General features: G+C 45.1%; 9 protein-coding genes. 4 read left to right on the plus strand and 5 right to left on the minus strand.

All coding sequences use genetic code 11. The features are described from left to right. Positions 1–198 precede the first annotated feature (198 nt). The 4 genes from M23134_RS39305 (at position 199) to M23134_RS33015 (ending at position 5,658) form a co-directional block, all read left to right on the plus strand. On the plus strand, positions 199–2,721 hold the full coding sequence (locus M23134_RS39305) for a phage tail tape measure protein (RefSeq protein ID WP_002704271.1): 2,523 nt from the start codon (positions 199–201) through the stop codon (positions 2,719–2,721). A gap of 846 nt (positions 2,722–3,567) precedes the next feature. Next, positions 3,568–4,863, plus strand: coding sequence for a transposase (locus M23134_RS33005; RefSeq protein ID WP_157558661.1), 1,296 nt, complete (start codon positions 3,568–3,570; stop codon positions 4,861–4,863). Positions 4,864–4,964: 101 nt separating this feature from the next. Beyond that, a complete protein-coding gene (locus M23134_RS33010) occupies positions 4,965–5,222 on the plus strand; it encodes a helix-turn-helix domain-containing protein (RefSeq protein WP_002704273.1) in 258 nt (85 codons plus the stop codon). A 55-nt stretch (positions 5,223–5,277) separates the two neighbouring features. After that, positions 5,278–5,658 (plus strand): SiaC family regulatory phosphoprotein, encoded by a 381-nt coding sequence (locus M23134_RS33015; RefSeq protein WP_002704274.1) that lies wholly within the window; start codon positions 5,278–5,280, stop codon positions 5,656–5,658. Between the two features lie 52 nt (positions 5,659–5,710). On the opposite strand, the gene M23134_RS39310 is transcribed toward M23134_RS33015, so the two are convergent. The 5 genes from M23134_RS39310 to M23134_RS33040 all read right to left on the minus strand — a co-directional run bounded on the left by M23134_RS39310 (position 5,711) and on the right by M23134_RS33040 (position 21,629). Then, positions 5,711–10,282: a polymorphic toxin-type HINT domain-containing protein gene (locus M23134_RS39310; RefSeq protein ID WP_198145128.1), complete on the minus strand. Its 4,572-nt coding sequence runs from the start codon at positions 10,280–10,282 to the stop codon at positions 5,711–5,713. A 12-nt stretch (positions 10,283–10,294) separates the two neighbouring features. Beyond that, positions 10,295–12,634, minus strand: a complete 2,340-nt coding sequence (locus tag M23134_RS33025) for a fibronectin type III domain-containing protein (protein ID WP_075164102.1) — start codon at positions 12,632–12,634, stop codon at positions 10,295–10,297. 356 nt (positions 12,635–12,990) lie between these two features. Further along, complete coding sequence (locus tag M23134_RS33030; RefSeq protein ID WP_002704278.1) at positions 12,991–15,210, minus strand: helicase associated domain-containing protein; 2,220 nt, start codon at positions 15,208–15,210, stop codon at positions 12,991–12,993. Between the two features lie 176 nt (positions 15,211–15,386). Next, positions 15,387–20,057: a T9SS type A sorting domain-containing protein gene (locus tag M23134_RS33035; RefSeq protein ID WP_045114829.1), complete on the minus strand. Its 4,671-nt coding sequence runs from the start codon at positions 20,055–20,057 to the stop codon at positions 15,387–15,389. 93 nt (positions 20,058–20,150) lie between these two features. Continuing rightward, positions 20,151–21,629, minus strand: a complete 1,479-nt coding sequence (locus M23134_RS33040) for an IPT/TIG domain-containing protein (protein WP_002704284.1) — start codon at positions 21,627–21,629, stop codon at positions 20,151–20,153. Positions 21,630–21,913: the final 284 nt, after the last annotated feature.

The raw sequence follows: 21,913 nt of genomic DNA on the forward strand, positions 1-21,913 counted from the left end.
TCATTCAGAAATTGATAACAGTCAGGTGCATAAAACTTTCTGAATATATTTAACCCTATCATTCAAAACACCAACCTAAATACTTTTGATTTTAATCCTTGTCTTTAGCTACTATTTTACCTTTGTAATTAACTAAAGCCTAAATAAAGACTTTATACTATCCTCAAATCCCACCTAGCTTGAGAGCAAAAACATCTCATGAAAATCTACGAGTTTGCCCTCAAAATGCGGGACCTGGCAAGTTCCAAAGTTGATAAATTAAACAAGCTTGCCGGAAAAGCCAGGTCTAAGGTAGAGCAACTGGGTGCACAAGCAAGCAAAGCAGCGGGCAAGTTTCAGGAGCGTTTCCCGGTGGCAAGCCGTGCGGTAGCTGCCGTGGGCAACGCCATTTCAAGGGTCATCCGCAAAATGGGCAAGCTTCGTGGGGTCGTAGTTTCGGGAGTGAGCACTGCCTTCAAAGGACTCAAAAAGACCTTGCTTGCCATGGGGGCAGCCGCCACCCTTGCCTTTGGAGTGGCGGTCAAAGAAAGTATGGGCTTCAACGCCCAGATGAGCCGGGTGCAAGCCATTAGTAATGCAAACGCCGAAGAGTTTCAAGTACTGCGTAACAAGGCGCTTGAAATGGGTAAAACGACCCGGTTTAGCGCCAGGGAAGCGGGGCAAGGTTTAGAGTACCTGGGGATGGCGGGCTTTTCGGCAAAGGATGCGGCGAGTGCCTTGGGGGGAGTGCTTGACCTGGCGGCGGCTTCGGGAATGGACTTGGGACGCACCGCCGACATTGCCTCCAATGCCATTTCTGCCTTTGGGCTCAGCGCTGACCAAAGCGACCGGGTAGCCGATGTATTTGCCAAAACGATTACTTCCAGTAATACCAACCTCGAAATGCTCGCCGAAAGTATGAAGTACCTGGCACCTACAGCAAGGGCTTTGGGAGTAAGCCTGGAAGAATCGGCGTCAGCCATTGGTATTTTGGGCGACAATGGTTTGCAGGGTTCGGTAGCCACCACTACCCTGGCTTCGGGTTTCAATCGCCTGGCCAAACCCACCCGTCAAATGCGTACCCTCATGAAAGGCTTAGGCATTGAAATGTTTGATGCCAAGGGCAAGTTCAAAGGCATCGCCGGGATGATTCAGGAACTCAACCGAGTCACGGTCAATATGACCGACAAGCAAAAGCAAGCCACCATTGCCACCCTTTATGGTTCTGAGGCCACCAAAAATATGCTCTCGCTACTCAACGGAGAAAAGAAGCTAAAAATTGATGCGGCCAATGCCACCCAGGTAGCCCTGATGAAGCGACTCCTTGGGGAAAAGCGTTTGCAGGCTGCCCTCAAAAAAGGAGGTGAAATTACCCTCAAAGGAGCTGAAGCCATCAAGGGCTACGACATTGTGCTCAATACCGCAGCGGGCACCGCCAAAAAAATGGCCAAAACGATGGAAGACAACCTGGCGGGGGATGTCACCAAGGCAAAGTCGGCTTTTAGTGGACTAATGATTGAAATTGGTGACCGCTTTGATCCTTTCCTGCGCCAAATGACCCAATCAATGACGGGGGTGCTCAGTGATTTGGGCGAAAACTTTGGACAGTATTACAAAATACTCAGCGATGCTTTTGCTCCCTTGCGTCAAGCCTTTGGGCAGTTCAAACGCGATTTGTTGGGGGCAAAGGGCAGCCTACACGCGTTTGGCAATGCTTCGCTGGGCGTAAAAGAGGTGGTGCAGGGCATTGCCCAGGCAGTCAGCTTTGTCTCTCCTTTTATTGCCACAATGCTTGCTAATATCTCAGGGTTGATTGGTCGCCTGGCCACCACCTTTGCCCCCATGAAAGATCATATTCAGCAGCTGCTTGGTGGGTTACGCACCAACCTGCTGATGGTCAGCCAGGATGTATGGAACATCGCGGGCAACCTGATTGGGGCACTATCGCCTCTCATTGAGGTAGTGCTCAATGTGGCAAATACGATTATGGACAATTTTGGGCATATCTGGAAGACAATTACCGGAGTGGTAAATATGGTGTTGCCTTTTGTCTATCAGCTTGCCGATTCGTTTCGGGCAAACGTAGATGTGGGGGGCTTGCTAGGGAATGTCATGGCAGGAGTTACTGCCGTGATTAATGGTTTGCGCCCGGTGCTTCGGGTGATTTTACGCCTGCTTACCCCACTGGGCAAACTCTTTTTGTGGATTGGAGGCATTTTGCTTAAAGTGGTAGGTACAGCTTTTGAAGGTTTGGGTACCATTGTGGGCAAAGTATTTGGTGGCATTGGCGATTTGTTCAACTGGTTGATTGACAAGTTTAGCTGGGTATTCAACAAAATCAAACAAGGGCTGCGCCTGATTGGGGTGATGTCGAAAGAGGCAGACAGCCTGAGTCAAAAACAAAAAGATCAAGCCCAGCAAGACAAAAAGCCCCAACCCAAGACTCCCGCCGAAGAACAACAGGAAAAGGAAGAAAAAGAGCGTAAAAAACGCCTCAAAAAACTACAGGATGAGATAGACAGGTTCAATGAAGACCGTAAGAAAAAAACGGTAGATACGATGACTGGTGCGGCTTTCAATACCTTGATTAACCCCACCAAAACGCCGGGTAAAACCAAGGCAAGTCCCACTGGTGGCAGCGATGCTACCACCAGTGCGAGTGGCATGAATAAAATCACGGGGGGAGGCAGCAAACAAGTAAACATCAACATTACCATTGGCAACATCATCGGGATGATGTAGACAGTATCAACAACCTGGATGCCAAAGGTCAAGAGGTGCAGCAATCGGCCGATTTGATTGTACAGGAGATTGTGCGCAAGATCAATGGGGCAATGATGGTGCAGGAGGGGTAGGCCAGCTTTAATAGTGAGCTATGCCTGGTACTTTTCACCTGTAACTTTGTTGACAAGAAAAAATAGTATATCAAACAAATCAGCGGTATACAAGTACGTTTGCCGTGAGGTGTGTAATATGTCAATTCTTCGCACGCATTGGTACGGTCACCACCTCTAACTTTGTACCATTGAGTGGTACAAGCAAGCTGATTTTAACTTAATCTATATTGAGTAAGACGGCGCATCCGAGGCGACTTACTCCAGCGGGGCTGAAAGAAACAAATGCATTCCCCACTCTCCGAAAAAGGCAGAGAATGCATTTTATATAATCTGGATGCTTTGCTGAGAGATGTAAAAACTAGACAGACTTATTCATAAAAAAGCTATAGACAAATGACTCGGCTTTCACTTTCTAATAATCAATATTTAGTTTGCTTCGTAACCGCATTATTAAATGCTCGTAGAAAAAAGGAACACATTAAAATGTGCACCAGTGGGGCTTTGCTTGGATAAAAGCATAAATGATATATCAATAAGTATTTAGATGTTTAAAAAATCACTATTTATATCGTTTATGCTTCAAATGTAGCATATTCGAATAAAAAGAACAGCTCTTTTCTGAAAACTCTACAGATTAGGGAAGAGTTGCAAATGTTTTAAATTTAGGGTCAAAAATGCCTACTTTACCTGCTTATTGTGAGTCATTACTAGCTCAGTTGGGTCAAACCCAAGTAAAAAAAACGCTTCCTCTTTGATAGAAAAGCTAATTTCTACGAAGAAGAGTAACCTTTATACTATTTCCGAAGACACAAATGAATACACAAGAAATCACCGTATGTTGGATGGCAGCTTAAAAACAGTTTTGGATAGTGAAAAGCTCAACATTAGCTTGTTGGCGAACAATAGCGAATATTTCAAGGATAAGGACTATGTAGTAGTATTGCATGATCCCAGTGACATTCGCAAAAAATATAGCCAAGAGGCTGACCACCTGTGTAAAGTATTGGACTTGGACAAAAAACTGATTAATGGCTACCGTTCCCTGAGCAGTGCTTGTGTCGACATTCGTGGCAAAAACCTTCGTTTGCTTAGGTGTAGCCCCTACAGCACAACCGACGCTAACTATTTAAAGGTAGAGGAGCTTCGGCTTTATGAAGATAATAAGCTTAAGGATCAAAATAGGGCAAAAGAAATAAAGTTAGCTCTTACTTCGGGGCAAGGTTATAACCTCAAGAGCTTGGTCAAGGATCATACCAGTCAAATTACTGGGCAAATTCGTGCTTCTAATCCCAATGCTGTCATTGTAGATGTATATGACCGAGGTTTCGATGATACGGAGGTATTTGAACATGAAACGGATTTGGGTAACCTGTTTGTAGTTCGCAGCAAGCTCAATAGGGTCTCCAATGAATTACAAGTGTGTAGTAGCGGGAAGGAAAAGAACATCAAACTGAGGCATCAGCAGTTTTTTCAAGGGGATGAAGTTCATTATCAGAAAATGACTTTACAGGGCAAGACCTATCAGGATGCAAAGGGGGTTTTTGAGTGGAACGAAGTAGAAATCAAAGGTAGGATATATAGTGTAGTAAAGATTCGCTTTTTTGACCGTGCTGGACGGAATATTTTTAAAAACCCCATGTTGCTTATCACCAATATGCAGGTTGATCAGCTTCAAATGGCGCAAATGGTGTTTGAGTTATACTGCAAGAGAGCCAAGATTGAAGGGGTATTTAAGTTTTGTAAGGAGGTTTTAGGTTGGGAAGATAACAGGATACCTGACTACAATGTGGTTAAAAACCTTATTTCTCTCATTTACTTTGTCGCAGGCTACTTTTATGAAATAGAGGATCAGCTTACTCAGGATAAAACTATTGAGTGGATTGCACAACTGGGAGGAGGAAAAGGGAAAATAACAAGGCATTTTATATTAAATGGCTTTGCACAACTCATTAACTACAAACTTGCTCAGCGATTTTTTGAACAACAAGACATCTCTCCAGAACAAGTCAATGATGCCCTAAACAGGTTTTCATTTGGTAACGAATAATCTGTAGAGTTTTAAGCTCTTTTACTATTTTGATGTAGCAGATAAGTATTGTATTTTTGATAAACAATTAATTTATACGCTTTTTTAATAGCATTTACGATATGTCTTTTGGTGAAAATGTAGCAGTAGAACGCAAAAAAAAGGACTTTTCACAAGGAGAATTGGCCAAACAAGTGGGAATAACTGCGGTAACAATTGGTCGTTACGAACGCGATGAAATTAAACCTTCAATTGACATTGCGACCAAAATTGCTAATGCTCTCGAGGTATCTTTAGATTATTTGGTAGGCAACTCGGAAACAGTTTTAGATAAACCTCTGATATTCAAAAACTTCCTGAAGAAGAGAAAACCTGTGTAATAAAGATGCTTGATGCTTTTTTGAGAGATTTTAAAACTAGACAAGCTTATTTATAATGATACTGAAGCCATTACAATTCAAAGAAGAGTATGAGTATACCCCATTAGTCATTTTGAACGCCGAAGAAGGGACTTTTAAAATGAAAGGTGATGTTTTGCCTGATGATCAGACTTTTTGTGATTCAATCCTAGATTGGTTGACAGAATACGTTAAAAAACCTAATCCTTTTACTACTTTCCGTTTTTACCTTCATTACATAAATGAAGAGGGGGGAAAATTAATTATCAACATTATAAAAATTTTGAAGGTACTGCCTAATATGACAATTGAATGGTATCACCATGTTGATGATGAAGACTTAAAGGAATATGGAGAAGAACTATCAGAAGAGCTTGACATCCCATTCAAATATTTACCTGTGTCAGAATATTATTAGTGTAGTGAGCGGTGAAGCTTAATTTAACCTCAACTTCACCACTCACTATAACTTACTTAAATTTGTTTGCTGCTATATCTCCTATATATTTTATACCGTAAGTTTGCTCGACTTCCTGCTTGGATAAAATTCTAGTAACTCCATTTTCCTTTTTGATAAACCCAGTGTTTTCAAACCATTTTTTATTTCGTACAATATTAGCTATTTCCATATCAGTGATTCTAGTTTGATGAAATGGATTACCTTTATTTTTTAGTGCTGTATTAATTACTTTGGAACTGTTAGGATTACCATACATGGCATGCATAGCATTGAATATATTGTAATCCTCCAGATTGATGTAAACTTTACCTTTTAGTTTTTTACCATTTACAACTAAATTCCACGTCTTAATTCTTGCTGCTGTTTCACAAGCTTGAACAACATTGTCAAGAAAGTTTCCTGGTAAAACTTTTGGTAAGATAATACCCCACTTTCGCCAAGAAGGATCATGTATAAAAAGCTGGTTCGTAGTTTTCATTACGTCATCAAACTCCTTGGTAATTTCATAGGCTGGTCTCCTACCAAAGACAACCCCAATTTCTTCAACTACTCTTCCTTTCTTCGCTTGCATATCTTGAGCAGCAGTAGTCATCTTATTCTTTCTGTATTCTAAAAGTTCGCTTTTTGATAGATTAGCTTGTTTCTTGTCGAATGTTTTTAACCATCTATTATTTACATCATTCCACCACTCAGGCTTAATTTTAATGCCTTGTTCTCGCATAACACTTGCTTCTACAAAAGCCTTATTTTTCAAAATTTTTAAATTATTTTCTGCGGAAAGTTTATGAGTTTTTAGAAGTTTTACAGTTTCACTCAATCTAGGCAACAAATCAGGTGTATTCCTATACAAACTCAAAATTTGATTCGCTTGTATTTGATCTCCTAATAATTCTCTTAACTCTCGCTTTAAGCTCACTACCAAACGATTACGCGCCCATTTTGCCGCAGACCACCAATTATTTAGTAAGCTTGGATTATCAAAAACTTTTTTTCTAAACGACTGGGGCGATAAACCTTCCATAAAAGCTTTTTCGGCATCTGCACCTAAACTTTGCACCTTTTCATAAACTGCTTTTAAGTTAGGGTGGTCAAGCACCTCGTGAGGAATATCTCGCCAAACATCATTTTTAAGCATTTTTTCATAAATACCCTTGTTTTGGATGACGAGGTCAATGTTTTTGTTTAGATCAAAGATTTTGGCTTCGCTTAAGTCTAACCCCATTTCTTCCAGTTCTTTGATCATTCGCTTAGTTTCTGCCACATTGGGTTGGTAATGTCCTGATTTATTAGTCAAACTTCGTACTTTACCATTCACAACTACAAATTCTCCTGCACCTCTCACGGGGAATTCATCAGCCATTTTGCCGTGTTTCCGTCCGACAATGAGCTTGCCCTCTCTTGTAATGACAAAATCAACCATCACCGTCTGGTCTTTATAAGATACTTGCTTTTTAGGGTTGAAAATATCAAGCAATCCATTTTTTAGTTGATGTTCATAAGGGCGACCCATTTTGGCTTTGGCTCTGGCAAATTCTTTACAAGGGATTAATTCAGGGTTATTAGCTACTCGATGTTTGTTAAACCACTGTTTAATCTCACCTACTACACCTATTCTTGGATTAGGTTGGTTAATTTGATTTTTAAAAGAAGAGTTGGCACGTAACTCCTTAGCAAAAGCTGTAAATTCCACTTCACTAATTTTACTAGTAGTTAGTAAGTCATCTAATTCTTTGTAGGCATTGCTATTAAGTAAACTTTTTACTTTCCACTTGCTGTAGCCGATTTTCTTAACTTCTGCTAAATTATCTGTTATCTTTTGTAATTCCCCAACATTCTTTCTAAGTGCAGTTTCCCCAGCATCATCCAACAACTTCTTCCAAGCTTCAACCAACTCAGGCTTCGCCTCAAACTTAGCCAAAACATCGTCGGAAGCATTTTTAAAGTCATCTAAAAACTTTGACTTGCCATCGCCCAAGGCGTTAATTTTATCCTTGAGTGCCTGGCTGTTGGTACGGGCAAGCAAATCTCCACAACCATTCGAGTTATGTACCAATACCCTGTTTTGCCCCACAAAATAGTTATGATTATCAGCTACGGCAAAGTTGTAAACAGTAACAGAGGTATCAATTTTAATGAGGTGATTCAGGGCTATTTTACGACTCTGAAAGAGGTGCAAACGATCACCTTGGCTCAGGTTACCCGCTTTTACCCACTTACCCTCCAGATAAAATGGATGGTCAGAAGTAGCGTAGATTTGTTCGTTGCTAAACTTAAGCAAAATCAAAGCACTCGCCTTAAGTTCTATAGTAGAAGTTACTTGTTTTAGCTCTTGCTTATTTGTTTGCTCATTATAACTCCATACCCAATCACCTGCCTTGATGTCTTCTATTTTTTTGTAGCCTTTGTTAGTCAGTATAAGGGTGCCTGCTACAAAGCAAGCTTTGCCTTGGCGGTTACAAACCCCATACTCCCCCTTTTCATTTTTGGCAATAAACTTCCCATCCGGGCTATTGTCCATCGACTTGGGGTGCAGTATTTTATCTTGGGTAGTGTTGATCCAACGCTTGACTTTGATCTTTCCTCCCTGCAAAGTAGCGATCACCTTGCCCGAAGCCACTATGTCGTAAGCTTGGGTCGTTTTGCGGTAGACAAAGTTGACTTGCCCCGCCAATTGTCGGCGTAATACCCGGAAGCTGTTTTGCGCCACCGTAAGCGCCGCTTTGCCCCCTTTCACGGCTCCATTGAGCCCTTGCCCCAACTTGGCCAGCTTGCCTCCTTTGGCAAACAAGCCCAGCTCGCCTGCCCCGGTCGCCATCGACAGAATAAAGATGATGTCTTCGCCCAGGAGGTAAAAAGATTTGTGGTTGATTTTGGCCAAAGCATTAAAATGCTTGCCAAACTGCTCGCCGATGAGGTTAAAAAAGCCCTTGTCTTTGAGCGTTTTAAACATTCCATCCATCTGACTGCGTAGTTTAGGGTCAGACACATAGCCCGTAAACATCGCCACCAGCCCTGTAATATCGCCCACCGTTTTGAGGGTGCCATTCCACAACCCACAACTCAGGGCAAAGTAACGGGTGGCCAGCTCGCCCCCGCTAAAATCCATGGCAACAATGGCCAGCACCCAGCGCATGCTTTTTACATAATCTTTGTGTTCCCGGTTCCAATACTTTTCGGGTATCTGCCCTGCTTTTATGCAGTTAGTCAGCATTCGGGTCACATAGTGTACCGCCCCGCATACCTGGGTCAGACTTTTGCCCATCTCGTCTACCCCCCGGCGCATCATATCTTCAAAGAGCCTGCGGACTCCCTGGTCAGCCTTGAGTTTTTGCAGGGCTTCTTCTACTTGCGGGCTGTACCAAAAAGTAGCCGTGTGGTGACGGGCATCGGTGTAATGTACCCAAAACACCATTTCATCGTCCCCCGGATTAAATCGTCCTTTGCGGTTGGCAATGTCAAACAAGGTGCTACGGGAAGTATGGGAGTTGGTGACCACCAACACAATTTTCTTGACAAATTCTGCCCTCATTTTATCGTCTTCGGTGGCTGCCCAGCGAAAACCCTTCGCCTTGAGCCCGGTGTAGTTCCAGACCTCTACCTTGCCCGCCAGCTCCGATTGGGCTTGGGTAGGCACCTGGCTTTGCATGGCTTCTACTTTGGCGGCTTGGTGGGTAATGGTCAGGAGCTTGGGCATTTCGGCGTTCAAGTCAATCTTCGCCGGATTTTTTACCGGGTGGTAATTGCCCAATTGGGCAAGCAAGGCTTCTACCAGCTTTTGGGTGGCTTGTGCCCTTCGTTGGCGCGCTTCGGTGGGGGTAAGCTGGGGCTGTTCCTTGATCACAGCTTTCATATAAGAACGCATTTGGCTGCGCAACACGGGAGCAATGGCGCCATCGGTTTTGCTGAGCGAGGCATTGGGCAATATGCCGTGGATGCCCGCGACCAATACTTCGTTGGGTTTCAAAGCTATTTTTTCGGGGTATACATCGAGGTACATGGCCAGCCCCGCCAGCATTTGGTAGCTAGATTTTTGAAAGGCCGCCGGGGCACTTTTCATGATCCCCTTCAGTACTTGGTATTCTTTTCGGAGGGCGGTTTGGTATTGGGTATATTCATACAAGCGGCGGTCACCCTCCCGTTTCATCCGGGCAATGGTTTGGGCGATGGTTTCATTTTTGGCGGGTTTGGGGGCTTTAAACCCCTGAATGCCCCCCAGGTAGACATACAACTTTACCGCATTGTAGACATAGGGCTTGCCCCCAGCAGCTTGTTCGTTGTATTTTACCAACAAGGCGTTGATCGCTTCTGCCGCCGGGTTGTCAATGGCTTGTTGGTGTACCTTGATCCACTTGGTATTGCCAAACACATAGCGGTTGAGGTGCGACAAACCGTGGGCATTGTTCCAGGCATTTTGGGCAATGATTGTCTTTAATTCTTTAGTGCCTGTGGCTATCCGGCGTTGTATTTCGGGGTCGGTTTCTTTTGCCTGCCCACTCAGGCTTGCCAAAAGCAAACAAAGCAGCAAAGTGTATTTTTTGAGAAAGGTATACAACATAGTATCCAAAGTTTTGTGTTGAATCATCCACATATTTGCTTATTTTTTTAACCCGTTTTCTTCTAAAAACGGAGTGACTACGGCTTGGTTGATAAACTGGGCTACCAGCTCCTTCAAACCGTTAATGATCTCTAATTCGTTTTTACCTGCCTTTTTGAGGCGGCTATATTCCTCCACTATATTTGTTGCTTTGTCTTTGATTTGCTTCACCACCAAGGCCATTTTATCGGCTTTTTGGAGCAATTCTACCAACAACACCAAGCGGATTTTCTTTTGACCATGCTGAACATTCACTACTGCATATTTTTGTCGGGCTTCCAGGTAGACTTTGGTCACCGGATACTGCGAGGTAGCCGATGCTACATTGGTATTTACCACCAGCCAGGCGGTAGAGTCTGCTTGTGGTGTGGGGGCGTTTTCGGGGGCAATGGTAGGGCTTAGCCTGGCTACCTCCCGGTCAATGGTTACACTTAAGCTATCCATTTGTCCGGAAAGTTGCTTTTGCCGGGCATCGTCATCGCCTTTGATTGCCTGAACAATTTTTCTAAACAAATCACTCAATTCTTGCCATAACCTTTCCAGGGCTTCTTTGGCCAGCTTGCCCGCTACTTTAAGAATCTTCCCACCCCCATCCTTCAGTTTTTTGGTGGCTTCAGTTATCTTTCCATCCTTCCAATCTTTCTTCCCGTCCTCAATCGTCTTTTTACCAATTTGGATCGTTTCCAGTAGTTCGGTTTTGTCGGGACCATTGTAGTTTTTTACCCACTGTTCTACCTTTTTGAGTACTTGGTCTATTTTGCCCACCACCTGGTCTAGCTTGTCCAGCCCGCGTTCTATTTCGTCAAATAAATTGTTGATTTCGCCCATAAAGCTCAAATACTGGTCGCGCCACTCGTCGGGTATAATTTGGGTGCCTGCCCCATCAGTGGTCAGCTCTCCGTCGATGAGGCGCTTGTCGGTGTTTATCTTGATGCGGTCGAACCGGGCAAACACCCTGGCTCCCTGAAAAAACTTGATGTGGGTGTAGGCTCGCCCGGCAAACCAACCTCCTCCCAAGGGTTTGACCTCTACCAGGGTAAATTCAAAGTCGGCTGCCATGATCTTATCGCCTACTCGCAAACCTGAGATAGGGCGTTGGTTGCTCAGGTCTACCACCAGGGGCTTGCCGCATTGTACTCCGGTGGGCTTGGGAGTGGGCATCCTGAAATCTACGGTGGCGGTTTCTTCACTGCCAAAGGCGTTACAATCGGCGGTAAGTTTGAACGAATAGGACACTCCAGGTTCCATGTCGTTGATTTGGACGCGGTTGGAGAGGGCACGTTTGGTATGCCACTTGTAGGCATCGCCTTCGCGTTTGAAGTGGACAGTATAGCCTGTGTGGTCGTTTTGAGCATCCCAATCGAGTTGTACCTGGTAGGGGTTGAGGGCTTTTGCCTGAAGGCGGGCGGGCACGGGGCAGGGTTTGCCATAGCGAAACACTCGAATCTGGCTCACCCCATCGTTGATAAACAAGGTTCTGCCTTGGGGGTCGCGCGCCTGGATGCGAATGGCGTACCATTTACCCAAGCCCAACACAGGTTCGGCTTGCATGCCGTAGTTGTAAGCTAGGCTAGTTGTGGTGGCACGAAATATCTCTGGCCCCAGGCAATTGAATATTTCGCCTTGAGATATTCGGCTGGCGGTTGGGTTATTTGCGTTTATATTCGCATATTGGTTCTGACAATTGGGGCGTAGCTCGTTCAATATCAATTCATACTCAGGATTAAAGGGCGTGTTAGCAGGACGAGCCCAGTTGATAGAAATTGGAACATTTCCACTATTCTGGCTGTTTAGGGTAGAGAAATGAATAGGGGTATTTACGATTACTGGTTGCAAAGCAAATACCCGCAACGTTTTCTGCGACAAAATGTCTACATTGGACACCAATACATTAGTCCGGAATCTATCCACGAAAGAAAATGATATTCGGTAAATTCCGTCAGGCACTCTTTTCGTCTTCAAATATTGCTGCCGGGAGTACCCAGAGAATGACAGATTGTTAGCCGAGAAATAATCCGATAATTCCGAGCCGCTCAGGGTCTGGCTAGGTCCCAGGTCGAGCAAGGGTCGGTAACTATCCCTCGTTTGTATGACAATTCCCCGCCCATCGATGCTTTCCAATTTAATTCGCAAGTAACCAGCGTACGAGGTCAAGCCGTTGAGCACCATGGTCAATTGAAGTGAGTGGTTATATCCGAAGTTTGAGAGATAAGGAGAAACTGGCCGGGCTACGGTAGCAATGATCTTTACGCTGTAATTTTGTTGGGCGGTGGTATAACCACTCGCTCCTAAGAGCAAAACTCCCGCAATAATAAGGCACTTGAATAAATGGATGCGCATTACCTTGGTTTGGTTTAAGTAGTTGGTTTTGAGCTTTAGCTTTTTTGTTCTTCGAGTAGCTTAGCCTTTAGCTTTTTTGTTCCTGGCTTTTGGGCTTTGTTGGCCTTTAGCTGTTAGCTTTTAGCCTTTTCTTTATCTTGGCTATCAATTAGATATACCCATCTCAGCGGCTGGTAAGGCTTAAGCAAACGGCACTGGGCTATAGACTAGATATACCCATTTCAGCGGTCGACTTTGGACACTTTTAACAAGAAATATTTTGAAAATGTGGAAAGGCAGGTGTTCTTTCCTCAAAGATAGTTATTTTCAAGCAGGTTTACTCGACTAATTTACGCTTGAAACTTTCGGGGTAAGGTTTAGTTGGTTTTCTTAGTTTTTGGAGGATTCCAGACAAAACCAATGCTGTTGAGTAAATTTATTTTGACTGTAGATAAAGTTCCTTTTTTGAAACAATCCCTTTGGTGATCCACCCAATGACTAAGCATTTTTTGCCTGGGTTGTTTTTTAGATAGCCTAAAATGTCCGTGTTCTTCGTTAAATGCCTTGAGTGCTTCAAAACTTTGTTTCCAGGCTGCCCCCACTGGAATCGCTCTGCTACTTTGCACCCACACAAAACCAAGGCTGTTGAGTAAGTCTACCCGGTTTTGAGGCAGCCGCCCTTTTTTAAAGCGGTCTCTTTGAAAATGTACCCAACGACCTAAAGAATTTGACTGAGTCCTGGTTACGTTGCAATGTCCATGTTCGGTCTTAAACTGCTTGAGTTCTTCAAATCTTTTTGCCCACTGGTCTTTGCGTCTTCCTATGTCTGCTACCTTGCCTTTTCTTGACCACTCAAAACCAAGGCCATTCAGTAGGTCCACCCGATAAGGAAGGATTGTCCCTTTTTTGTAGCGTTGTCTTTGGTGTCCTACCCACCCTGCCAATTTTTTTGTTTGCTCATTGCTATGGGGCACGTTACAATGCCCATGGCTGGCTCGAAATGCCTTAAGTTCTTCAAAACTTTCCATCCAATCTTGCTCATGGGCTTCAGTATAAATAACCTTCCCTTCTCTTGACCATTCAAAATGAAGGCTATCCAGCAAATGTATCCGTTCCTGTGCAAGTTTGCTCTCCTTACGTTCTTTCCTTTGCCTGGTTATCCAACTATTCAGTTTTTTTGTTTGCCCGGTATTTCTGGGGGGATTGCAATGTCCATGTTCCGCCTCGAACGACTTTAATCGCTTAAACATTTCCATCCATTGTTCGTCAAGCCTTTCGTTTCCTTCCCAGCTAAAATTTATGCTGTCAAAGAGCTCTACCTTTTCGGGGGCAAGCTTACCCCTATTGTATTTAAGTCTTTGGTTACTCACCCACTGCCCCAACTTTTTTAATTCTTCGGTATTTCTTACTATCCGAAAATGCCCATGGGTAGCCTGAAATGCCTTTAACTTTTGAAACATGGCAGTCCATTTAGACTCAGCCAAGGCTGCTCCACCCCAATCGAAGCCTATGTTTTCCAACAGTGTTGCCCTCGCTTTAGACAATGTACCCCTTTTATGATAAAGTCTTTGGTTAGACACCCACTCCCCCAACTTCTTCATTTCTTTTGACTCGCTTCGCGGTACATAACAATGCCCCTGTGCCTCCTGAAATAATTTAAGTTGCTCAAACATCTCCATCCACTTTTTTTCATGCTCCCCTAGTGTGGTTCTGGACAAATGACTGTCTCTTACCCACTCAAACCCAATGCTATTGAGCAAGTCAGTACGTTCCTGCGAAAGCGTTTGTTTTTTGAAGCATGTTCTTTGGGTAGAAACCCAGGCATTTAATTTGGTTTGCTCAGGAGGCACCTCACAATGCCCCTGAGTAGCTGTCAGCTGCTTAAGCTCCTCGAAGCAGGCCATCCATTGTTGTTCAAAATGCTTTTGCAGAAAGGGGTGTTCTTTACGAGATACCTCCCAGTCGAAGTTTAATTGATTGAGCAACTCTAACTGTTTAGGACTTAATTTATCTTTGTGTCTGCGTTGATGCCTTACCCAATAACCAAGCGAGCTGGTATTCTGGTCGGTGGTGGTTACCCGGCAATGCCCGTGCAAGGCGTGAAAATCTTCTAAAAGCGCATAAGAAATCATCCAATTACTTTCCCGCGCGCTCCACGAAAAACCGATGGCTTCCAGTCGTTGTCTTCTTTCGGGTGCCAAGCTATTGTCTTTGTATTTATTTCTTTGGGTATTGACCCAAAAACCTAGTTTTTTATTGAATGACTTTGTAACATTGCAATGTCCATGCTTTTTTTTGAAATCTATTAACTCCTCATAATGAACCTCCCAGGCAACCTTAGAAGGTCTTATTGCCCAGGTAAAGCCTAATTGGTTTAACAGCTCTACTCGCCACGAAACCATCTTTTTTTTGTTGCTCCTTTGTTCCTTTACCCAACCAGCAAGTGCTTGATTCTTCTCCCATCCTCTGGGCACCCTACAATCTCCATACATTTTTTTATACGCCTTCAGCTCCAGATAACGCATATACCATTGCTCATCGCGCCAGTCCCAACTATGGGGTTTGTCAAAAGGATAAGTCCATTCTTTGTCTTCCATAAGACCTAAAATACATAATATTTTGGAAATACTCAGATTTTGGGGAGTGTTTTCATCGCTGATTTTAGCTTCAAAAAAAAGCCTGTAACCAAGGCTACAGGCTTTTCTTAAGCTATCTTCAAGTAGTAAAATACCAACTACTTCCTGTTGATCATTTAAAGTAACATAATCTCTCTTTATTTCACCACTACCTTCAACATTTTCTGGCTGGTAGGGGTTTGTACCCGTACTACATACACCCCTTGGGTCATTTCGGGAATGTGGAGCAACCAATGGTAATCGGTTTGCCCACTGCCTTTGATCGGTTGCTTGTAACGCCAACGGTTGCCCGAAGAAATGTTGAAAATCTCTACCGATACCGGGGCGGCTTGCGCCAAAGAAACGGCAATATTTACCTTGCCACCAGTCACTGGGTTAGGCGATACCTGGGCAGTAATTTGTTGGCCTGCTTTGCCTGACTGGGCAAAACGCTTGTCTTCGGCTTTCACCACGGTTACCTGGCGTTCGAACACGTCCTGGCAACCCCCTAGCGAGGCGTACAAACGCACGGTATAAGTGCCTTCTTTGGGCACCAGTAAATGTTGCTTAGGATTGGTCACAGTACTCTCCAGCAAAAATACGTCTTGGTCGAGCCCTTCAATATCCCAAAACAAGGTGGTAGGCGCCGGGCGGCAAATCTCAATGAGCACCACCGTATCGCCCACCACGGCGTCGGAAGGCATCAGAAAATCGGCTTCGAAGGCACTGGCTGAATTTGCCAGTTTGTACTGCCCGCTGCCACTGCAACCTGCCGCAGTGGTCACGGTCAGGAAGTAAGTATCGGCGGTGTTTACGGTTACTTCGCTCGCACTGCTGCTAAAATTCCCACTCGCCGAAGTCCAGGCGTAGGTAGCAATGGTATTGCCCGCCGGAATCGTGGGCTTTAAGGTTACACTCTGCCCGGCACATACGGTGCTGCCAACGCCCAGGTCTACACTGATAGGCAAGGGGTTTTGTAAGATAAAACTCGCCTGTCTGGTACAACCTTTAGCATCGGTCACTGCTACAGTGTAGGTGCCCGCGCTGAGGTTATCAAAAGAAGTGGCTCCCGCAGCCAGTCCGTTGTCCCACTGAATAGTATAAGGGGCAGTACCTCCACTGATCGCAATTGCCAAGCCACCATTGGTGCTGTTGTGGCAAGTAGGGTCTTGGCTCGTTTGGCGGGTAATAAGCAAAGGTTCGGGACCCGGCACGAGCACCCGCTCAAAACGGATACAACCTTTGGCATCCTGGGTTTGGAAATCGTGGTAACCCTTGGCAAGCCCACTGAGCTTGAGGGTAGTGGCGTTTTGCCAGGTAATTTGCCCGGTCTCGTTGCCGTTTACCCAACTTACCTGGACAGGAAAGTTGCCCGCCACGCTAAAAGTAGCTGTGCCATTTTTTGCTTCGGCGCAAGTGACGGGGGTAATGCTTTGGTTGGTAACCCTGGCGGCATCGGCATTGGACAATTGTACCACTTGGGTCACCGAACAACCCAAAGCATCGGTTACAATCATTTCGTAAGCGCCGCCTTCAGCATTCGTTAATTGGGCGGAGGTGCTCCAGGTTTTTAAGGTCCCCAAGGCCTCCTCGTATTTTTTCCAGGTATAACTATAGGGAGTAGTTCCTCCGGTGGCCATCACGGTGGCACTGCCGTTAGGCAAACCACAAGTAGCGGTAGTAATGTTGGTTACGCTTGCCGCTAATTGGGTGGGTTCGGTAATGGTAAAGCTTAAAGTTTGCTGGCAACCTTTGTAGTCAGTTGCCTGAATAGTATAACTGGCTGCTGCCAAACCCCTGAGGGCAATTTGACGGTTACTGGTCCAATGGAACCAATCGGTTTCGGCGTAAGGGGCTCCATTGACCAGGATAGTATAGGGTTGACTACCTGCATCATTGCCTCCTTTGGCTTCAAAAATATAGGTGCCGTTGTAGCCTCCTTTGCAACTCACCTGGGTGATTTTTTGCTGGGTAAGCGTGAGTAATAGTGGTTCTTTAATCGTAACTACAGTACTGATCGTACAGTTTTCGGCGTCACGGGCGTACAGGGTATGGTCTCCTGCGCCAAAGCCACTAAAAGCCGCTGAAGCCTGGAAGTTGGTGCCGTCTTTGGAATAGGTATAGCCACCCCAACCGCCTGCTACAGCGAGGGTCACGCGGCCATCGCTGCCTCCGTGACAAGACACCGAGTCTATAGCAAAAGAAGCTACTTCAAAGGCAAAGGCTACCGAAGGTTCGTCTATGGTAGTAGAAATTTCGTACCAACCTCCGGTCACAAAGTTGTGGCAACCTTGAGCGTCTTTTACCCGGAGCTTGTAGGCTCCCGCCGGACGGTTGCTCAAGGTAACTGTGTTTTCGGTCGCCCCCAAGGTAATCTCAGCGGTTACCGGGCTATTGGCTCCATCTACCCACTGGATCGTATAAGGCTTGACTCCTCCGCCAATGGTGGCGGCAATACTGCCATTACTTTCGCCTTTACAAGTGACCCGCTCAGGAGTGAGCGATACTGTAAGCACGGGAGGTGCCTGTAGTTGAATGGGCAAACTGATGTATTCACAGGTTTTGTCGTCCACTACCCGAATGCTATACACTACGGTGCCCCCCTGGAAATTAGTTGGGCGCAAGCCCGTAAACAAAGCCGAGGTGCCCGTTTGGGTAGCGATTTTGGCGCCGTTTTCGTTGAGTTCTATAGTATAGTTGCCATTGCCTCCGGTCACATTGTCTACCCTGATTTGCCCATCTTCACCATCGGCACAAGTGACGTGGTAGGTAGCAAAACGGAGCACTGGGGTAATCGTGGCGGTTAGAGTAGCCGGAGCGGTCAAGCTGACGCTTCCCAATACCTTGGCTGGTTGGGGACAATTATTTTGACTAATTTCTACGCTGTAGTTCGCCTCAGAAAGCCCAGTAAATACCACCGAATCGCCTACAGTGACCCCGCTAAGCGAGGTGGTACCAAAACCCACAAAAGCCGGGGTATTTACCACTGTTCCGCCTTGCTTGAGCACCAAAGTATAAGCCGTATTAGGGGCAATGGTGTTGCCTGCAGTAACTTTCACCCCCAACTTGCCATCGGTGCCTCCTTTACAGGAAATGGCGTGGGTGCTGCCCGTTTGTGGAATGCCCGCCAGGGTACCCGCTACAGGCACCAGATTAGTCAGGGTTTGAGGAGTGGTAATGTCATAGTTGCCTCCGCTACTGCAAGAGTGCTTCACCTTAAAAGTATAGCCGCCCGCGGGCAAGCCCGTAAAGGTATGTCCGCCCGAAGCGTGGGTAATGCCGTTGGCGGTGGCATGGGCGGCGGCAGCTCCATCTTTGTAGGCTTCTATAGTATAGGTGCCACTCGCGTTGCCTTGGGTAAAACTCACTCGAATGCTGCCCGTGCCACCTTCACAAATAATGGGTGCCGAAACTGTCGAAGTAGCCACCGTAGTGGGCGGATTGGACAAGGTAATGACCCCAGGGTTGGGCAAAGTAACCAAAGTGCTGGCGCCACAACCGGATTCTCTAATTTCAAAATGGTAGCCTGCGGCATCCAACCCCCCAAAGGTATGGGGTCCCGGCGACAAATTGGGGCGGGTTTCCGTTAGGGCACCATTGCGGTATTTGAGAATAGTATATTTGTAAGTACTGGACTGCGCTGCAGCTCCTCCACCTGCGGTGAGTACAATTTGTCCATCGGCCGCACCAATGCAGCTGGGGTTGCGTCTTTGGGCGGTTTGCTCGGTGAGGGTGACCAAGCTGGGGGATTTGACTCTAATAAAATACCTTTCCAGGCAATTTCTAAGTGCAGGACTCTGGCTTCTATCTACTGCCTCTATCATTAAAGTATACTCTCCGGCACCTAATACATCTCCGGGGCTACCAAACGCATCATCAGGGAAAGTACTGGTTTGGGATGGGTTGGGGATATTCCACGCTCCATCCGGGATGGTACCTGACAAAGTCATTTCAGGAGCTAGGCTATAGTAATAATTCCCTGCAATATTTTCATTAAATTTGACAGCAACCTTTGCTTTGAATTCATTCCGACAAACAAGGTGAGTGACTTCAATATTGCCTTTTAATACCCCTCCTATTGTAATTGGTATAATGTCTTTTGTTCTCCAGGTATTGTCTTGGTAGAATATATGGTTGCCCAGGTTATCTTTGTATGCATCGGGTGGCGCAGAAAAGATATAAACGGGCAGTGCCCCACCCGCAGGCGCTACCAACTTGCCATAACGCAAGCCCCTTGCCCGGTACAGCATATTTTGTGCACTCACCACTTTGGGAGCATTGACCACTAAGGAAGGGCTGGTGGTATAAGCCGTCCCTCCGCTGGTGTGGGTAGCATCTGTCCAGGTAGCCCCTCCATCGGTAGATTGTTGCCAATGGTATTGGTCAATTCTGTCGTTGTTGTGCTTAGGAACCCACAGAGTGAAACTGGCACCAGCGCATATCGTACTGTTATCAGTCCGAGGAGTATGCATACTTAAAGGCGTCCACCTAAAGGCAAAGACCCGATTACTACACGAGTTTACCGGGACAGGCACCACGGTTTGGTTATGAAGCACTCCAGCATCGTAATCGGAAAGAGTCGTTATTTCGGCAGCATAAAAACAACCTCCATCTATGATGTTAGGGTCATCGTACGTGTGGTCTTTGGAAACGCCGGGTAATTTGTTTTGCCCATTGAATACTATAGTATAGGTTTCCGGGCTGCCGATGCCACTGGAAAAAACGGTAATGTTACCCGCCAGTTGTGCCTGGGCAGTCAAATGAATGCCCACTGAGAGTATAAAGAATAAAATAAAATGCCTGAATGTAATAGTTGTTATAAGTTTCATGATGGATTAAAATAGGTAATCATTGTATCGTTTGATCAAAGAAGAAAAAGCCAAAGCCAGCACCAAATGCTGGCTTTTTGCTTCTAAATATTTTTATTTGGTAGGGTCAAACTCCCATACCGAAGTCCTTGCGGTTCCTCCTTCTCTGATATAAATTTTATCTCCCACGGCAAAAGCTTCTGAATAGCTTGGAGTACTTACTCGGCTTGCCAAACCTTGTTTTTTCGCCCAAGAATCAGTGGTGGGGGTATACTCCCAAAATACGTAACCATCATCAGATGAGGAAGCAAAATAAGCTTTACCATTTAACACAATCCCACCTAGTGATATATTGGCTGGAAATTCTTTCAATGCAGTCCAGGTGTCTGCTACAGCATTATACTTCCATAGTTTCTTATCAAATGCACTTGCTAAATAAGCCACATCATTGATAACAAACACATTACTCACATTTGTGGTCGGTATAGCATTTTTCTTTGACCAAACCCCTGTATCTATTTCCCACAAGTCAGTTAACCCTCGTACACACACATAGCCTTTTCCTCCTACAGAAAAAGAAAACTTTTTCTTAAGAGAGTTATCTCCTATAAAATCATCAATTTGACTCCATTGATTAGTCGTAGGGTTGTATTGCCAAACATCTTTTTTACTTGTTGTATTTTCATCAATACCTAGACCTACAAAAGCAATTTGATTAATAACAAAAGCAATTGAGGAAGAACGTTTGCCACCAGAATAATTGGCTTTTTGTGTCCAAGTATCACTCGTAGCATTGTATTCCCATAAGTCATTTTTGGTCGTTGTTGCACGATCTTCGCCACGCCCTAAGCAAATATAACCTTTATCACCTATACTAAATCCCACTGAAAACATTCTCTCTCCACCCCCAAAATCTTTCTTCTTTGTCCAAAGTCCGCCTAAGTAAATAAAATCAATGGTAGAAGCGGCATCTAACCCTTTAATGGTTGCGGTAATTTTGTTGGCGCCTTCGGTTACTCCGCTAGGCACTACTACTTTTATTTCGGTTTCGCTTACACTAATAATGATGGCGGCGGCGGTGGTACCAAATTTAATGCTTGTTTCGGCGGTGGTGGCGTTAAAGTTGGTACCCTTGATGGTCACGGTATCGCCTTGACCTGCTTCGGTGGGGGTAAACTCGGTAATAGTGGGGCTGTTAGTAGTGCTAAAGGTTTTATCTTCGCCATACATTGTTCCTTGGGCATCGGTGGCGTAGGCGCGTACGTGGTAGGTTTTGCCCGCGGTGAGCCCAGTCACGGGGTGTTCGAATGCTCCTGCTTCGGTTTTTGCTCCCAGTGAATGTTTGCCCGCCGAGTTGAGGTCGGGGCTGGTGGTTTCGCCCCAGACAAAACCGTGGTCGGTAATGCCTCCTTCGCCCACTGTCGAAATGCTCCCTTTGAGGGTCACCGAAGTAAAATCTACCGAAGTAGGAATAAAAGTGCTCAGGCTGGTTTGGGCAGGCTGTTGAGGGTCTTCCTCTTTTTTCTTACAACCAACGGTGAACAAAAATAAAGCTGACAACAGCCAAGGTAATTGTTTTTGGATTAATCGCATGGAAATTGAATTTACAAATTCGGATTTAAGTGAAAAGCTTTCTAACAATCTATACCCAAATCATAGCGTTGATTTGGATACTTTTTTAATGAAAAAAATAAATATAGAGGCAAATATCGCCATTTGGCTATAGTTTGGACAAGGATGAAGGTCTTTTGTGGAAAGGAAAAAGGGTTAAGAGTTCAAAAATAACTCATTGAGACATAAAATTTAAGCCTTTCTGTGCCATAATATGTCAGGCGTAGGTTTTGCTTTTTTTGTAAAGAAGAGAATGACCTTATTTG

The sequence above is a fragment of the Microscilla marina ATCC 23134 genome, assembly GCF_000169175.1.
GTDB lineage: Bacteria > Bacteroidota > Bacteroidia > Cytophagales > Microscillaceae > Microscilla > Microscilla marina.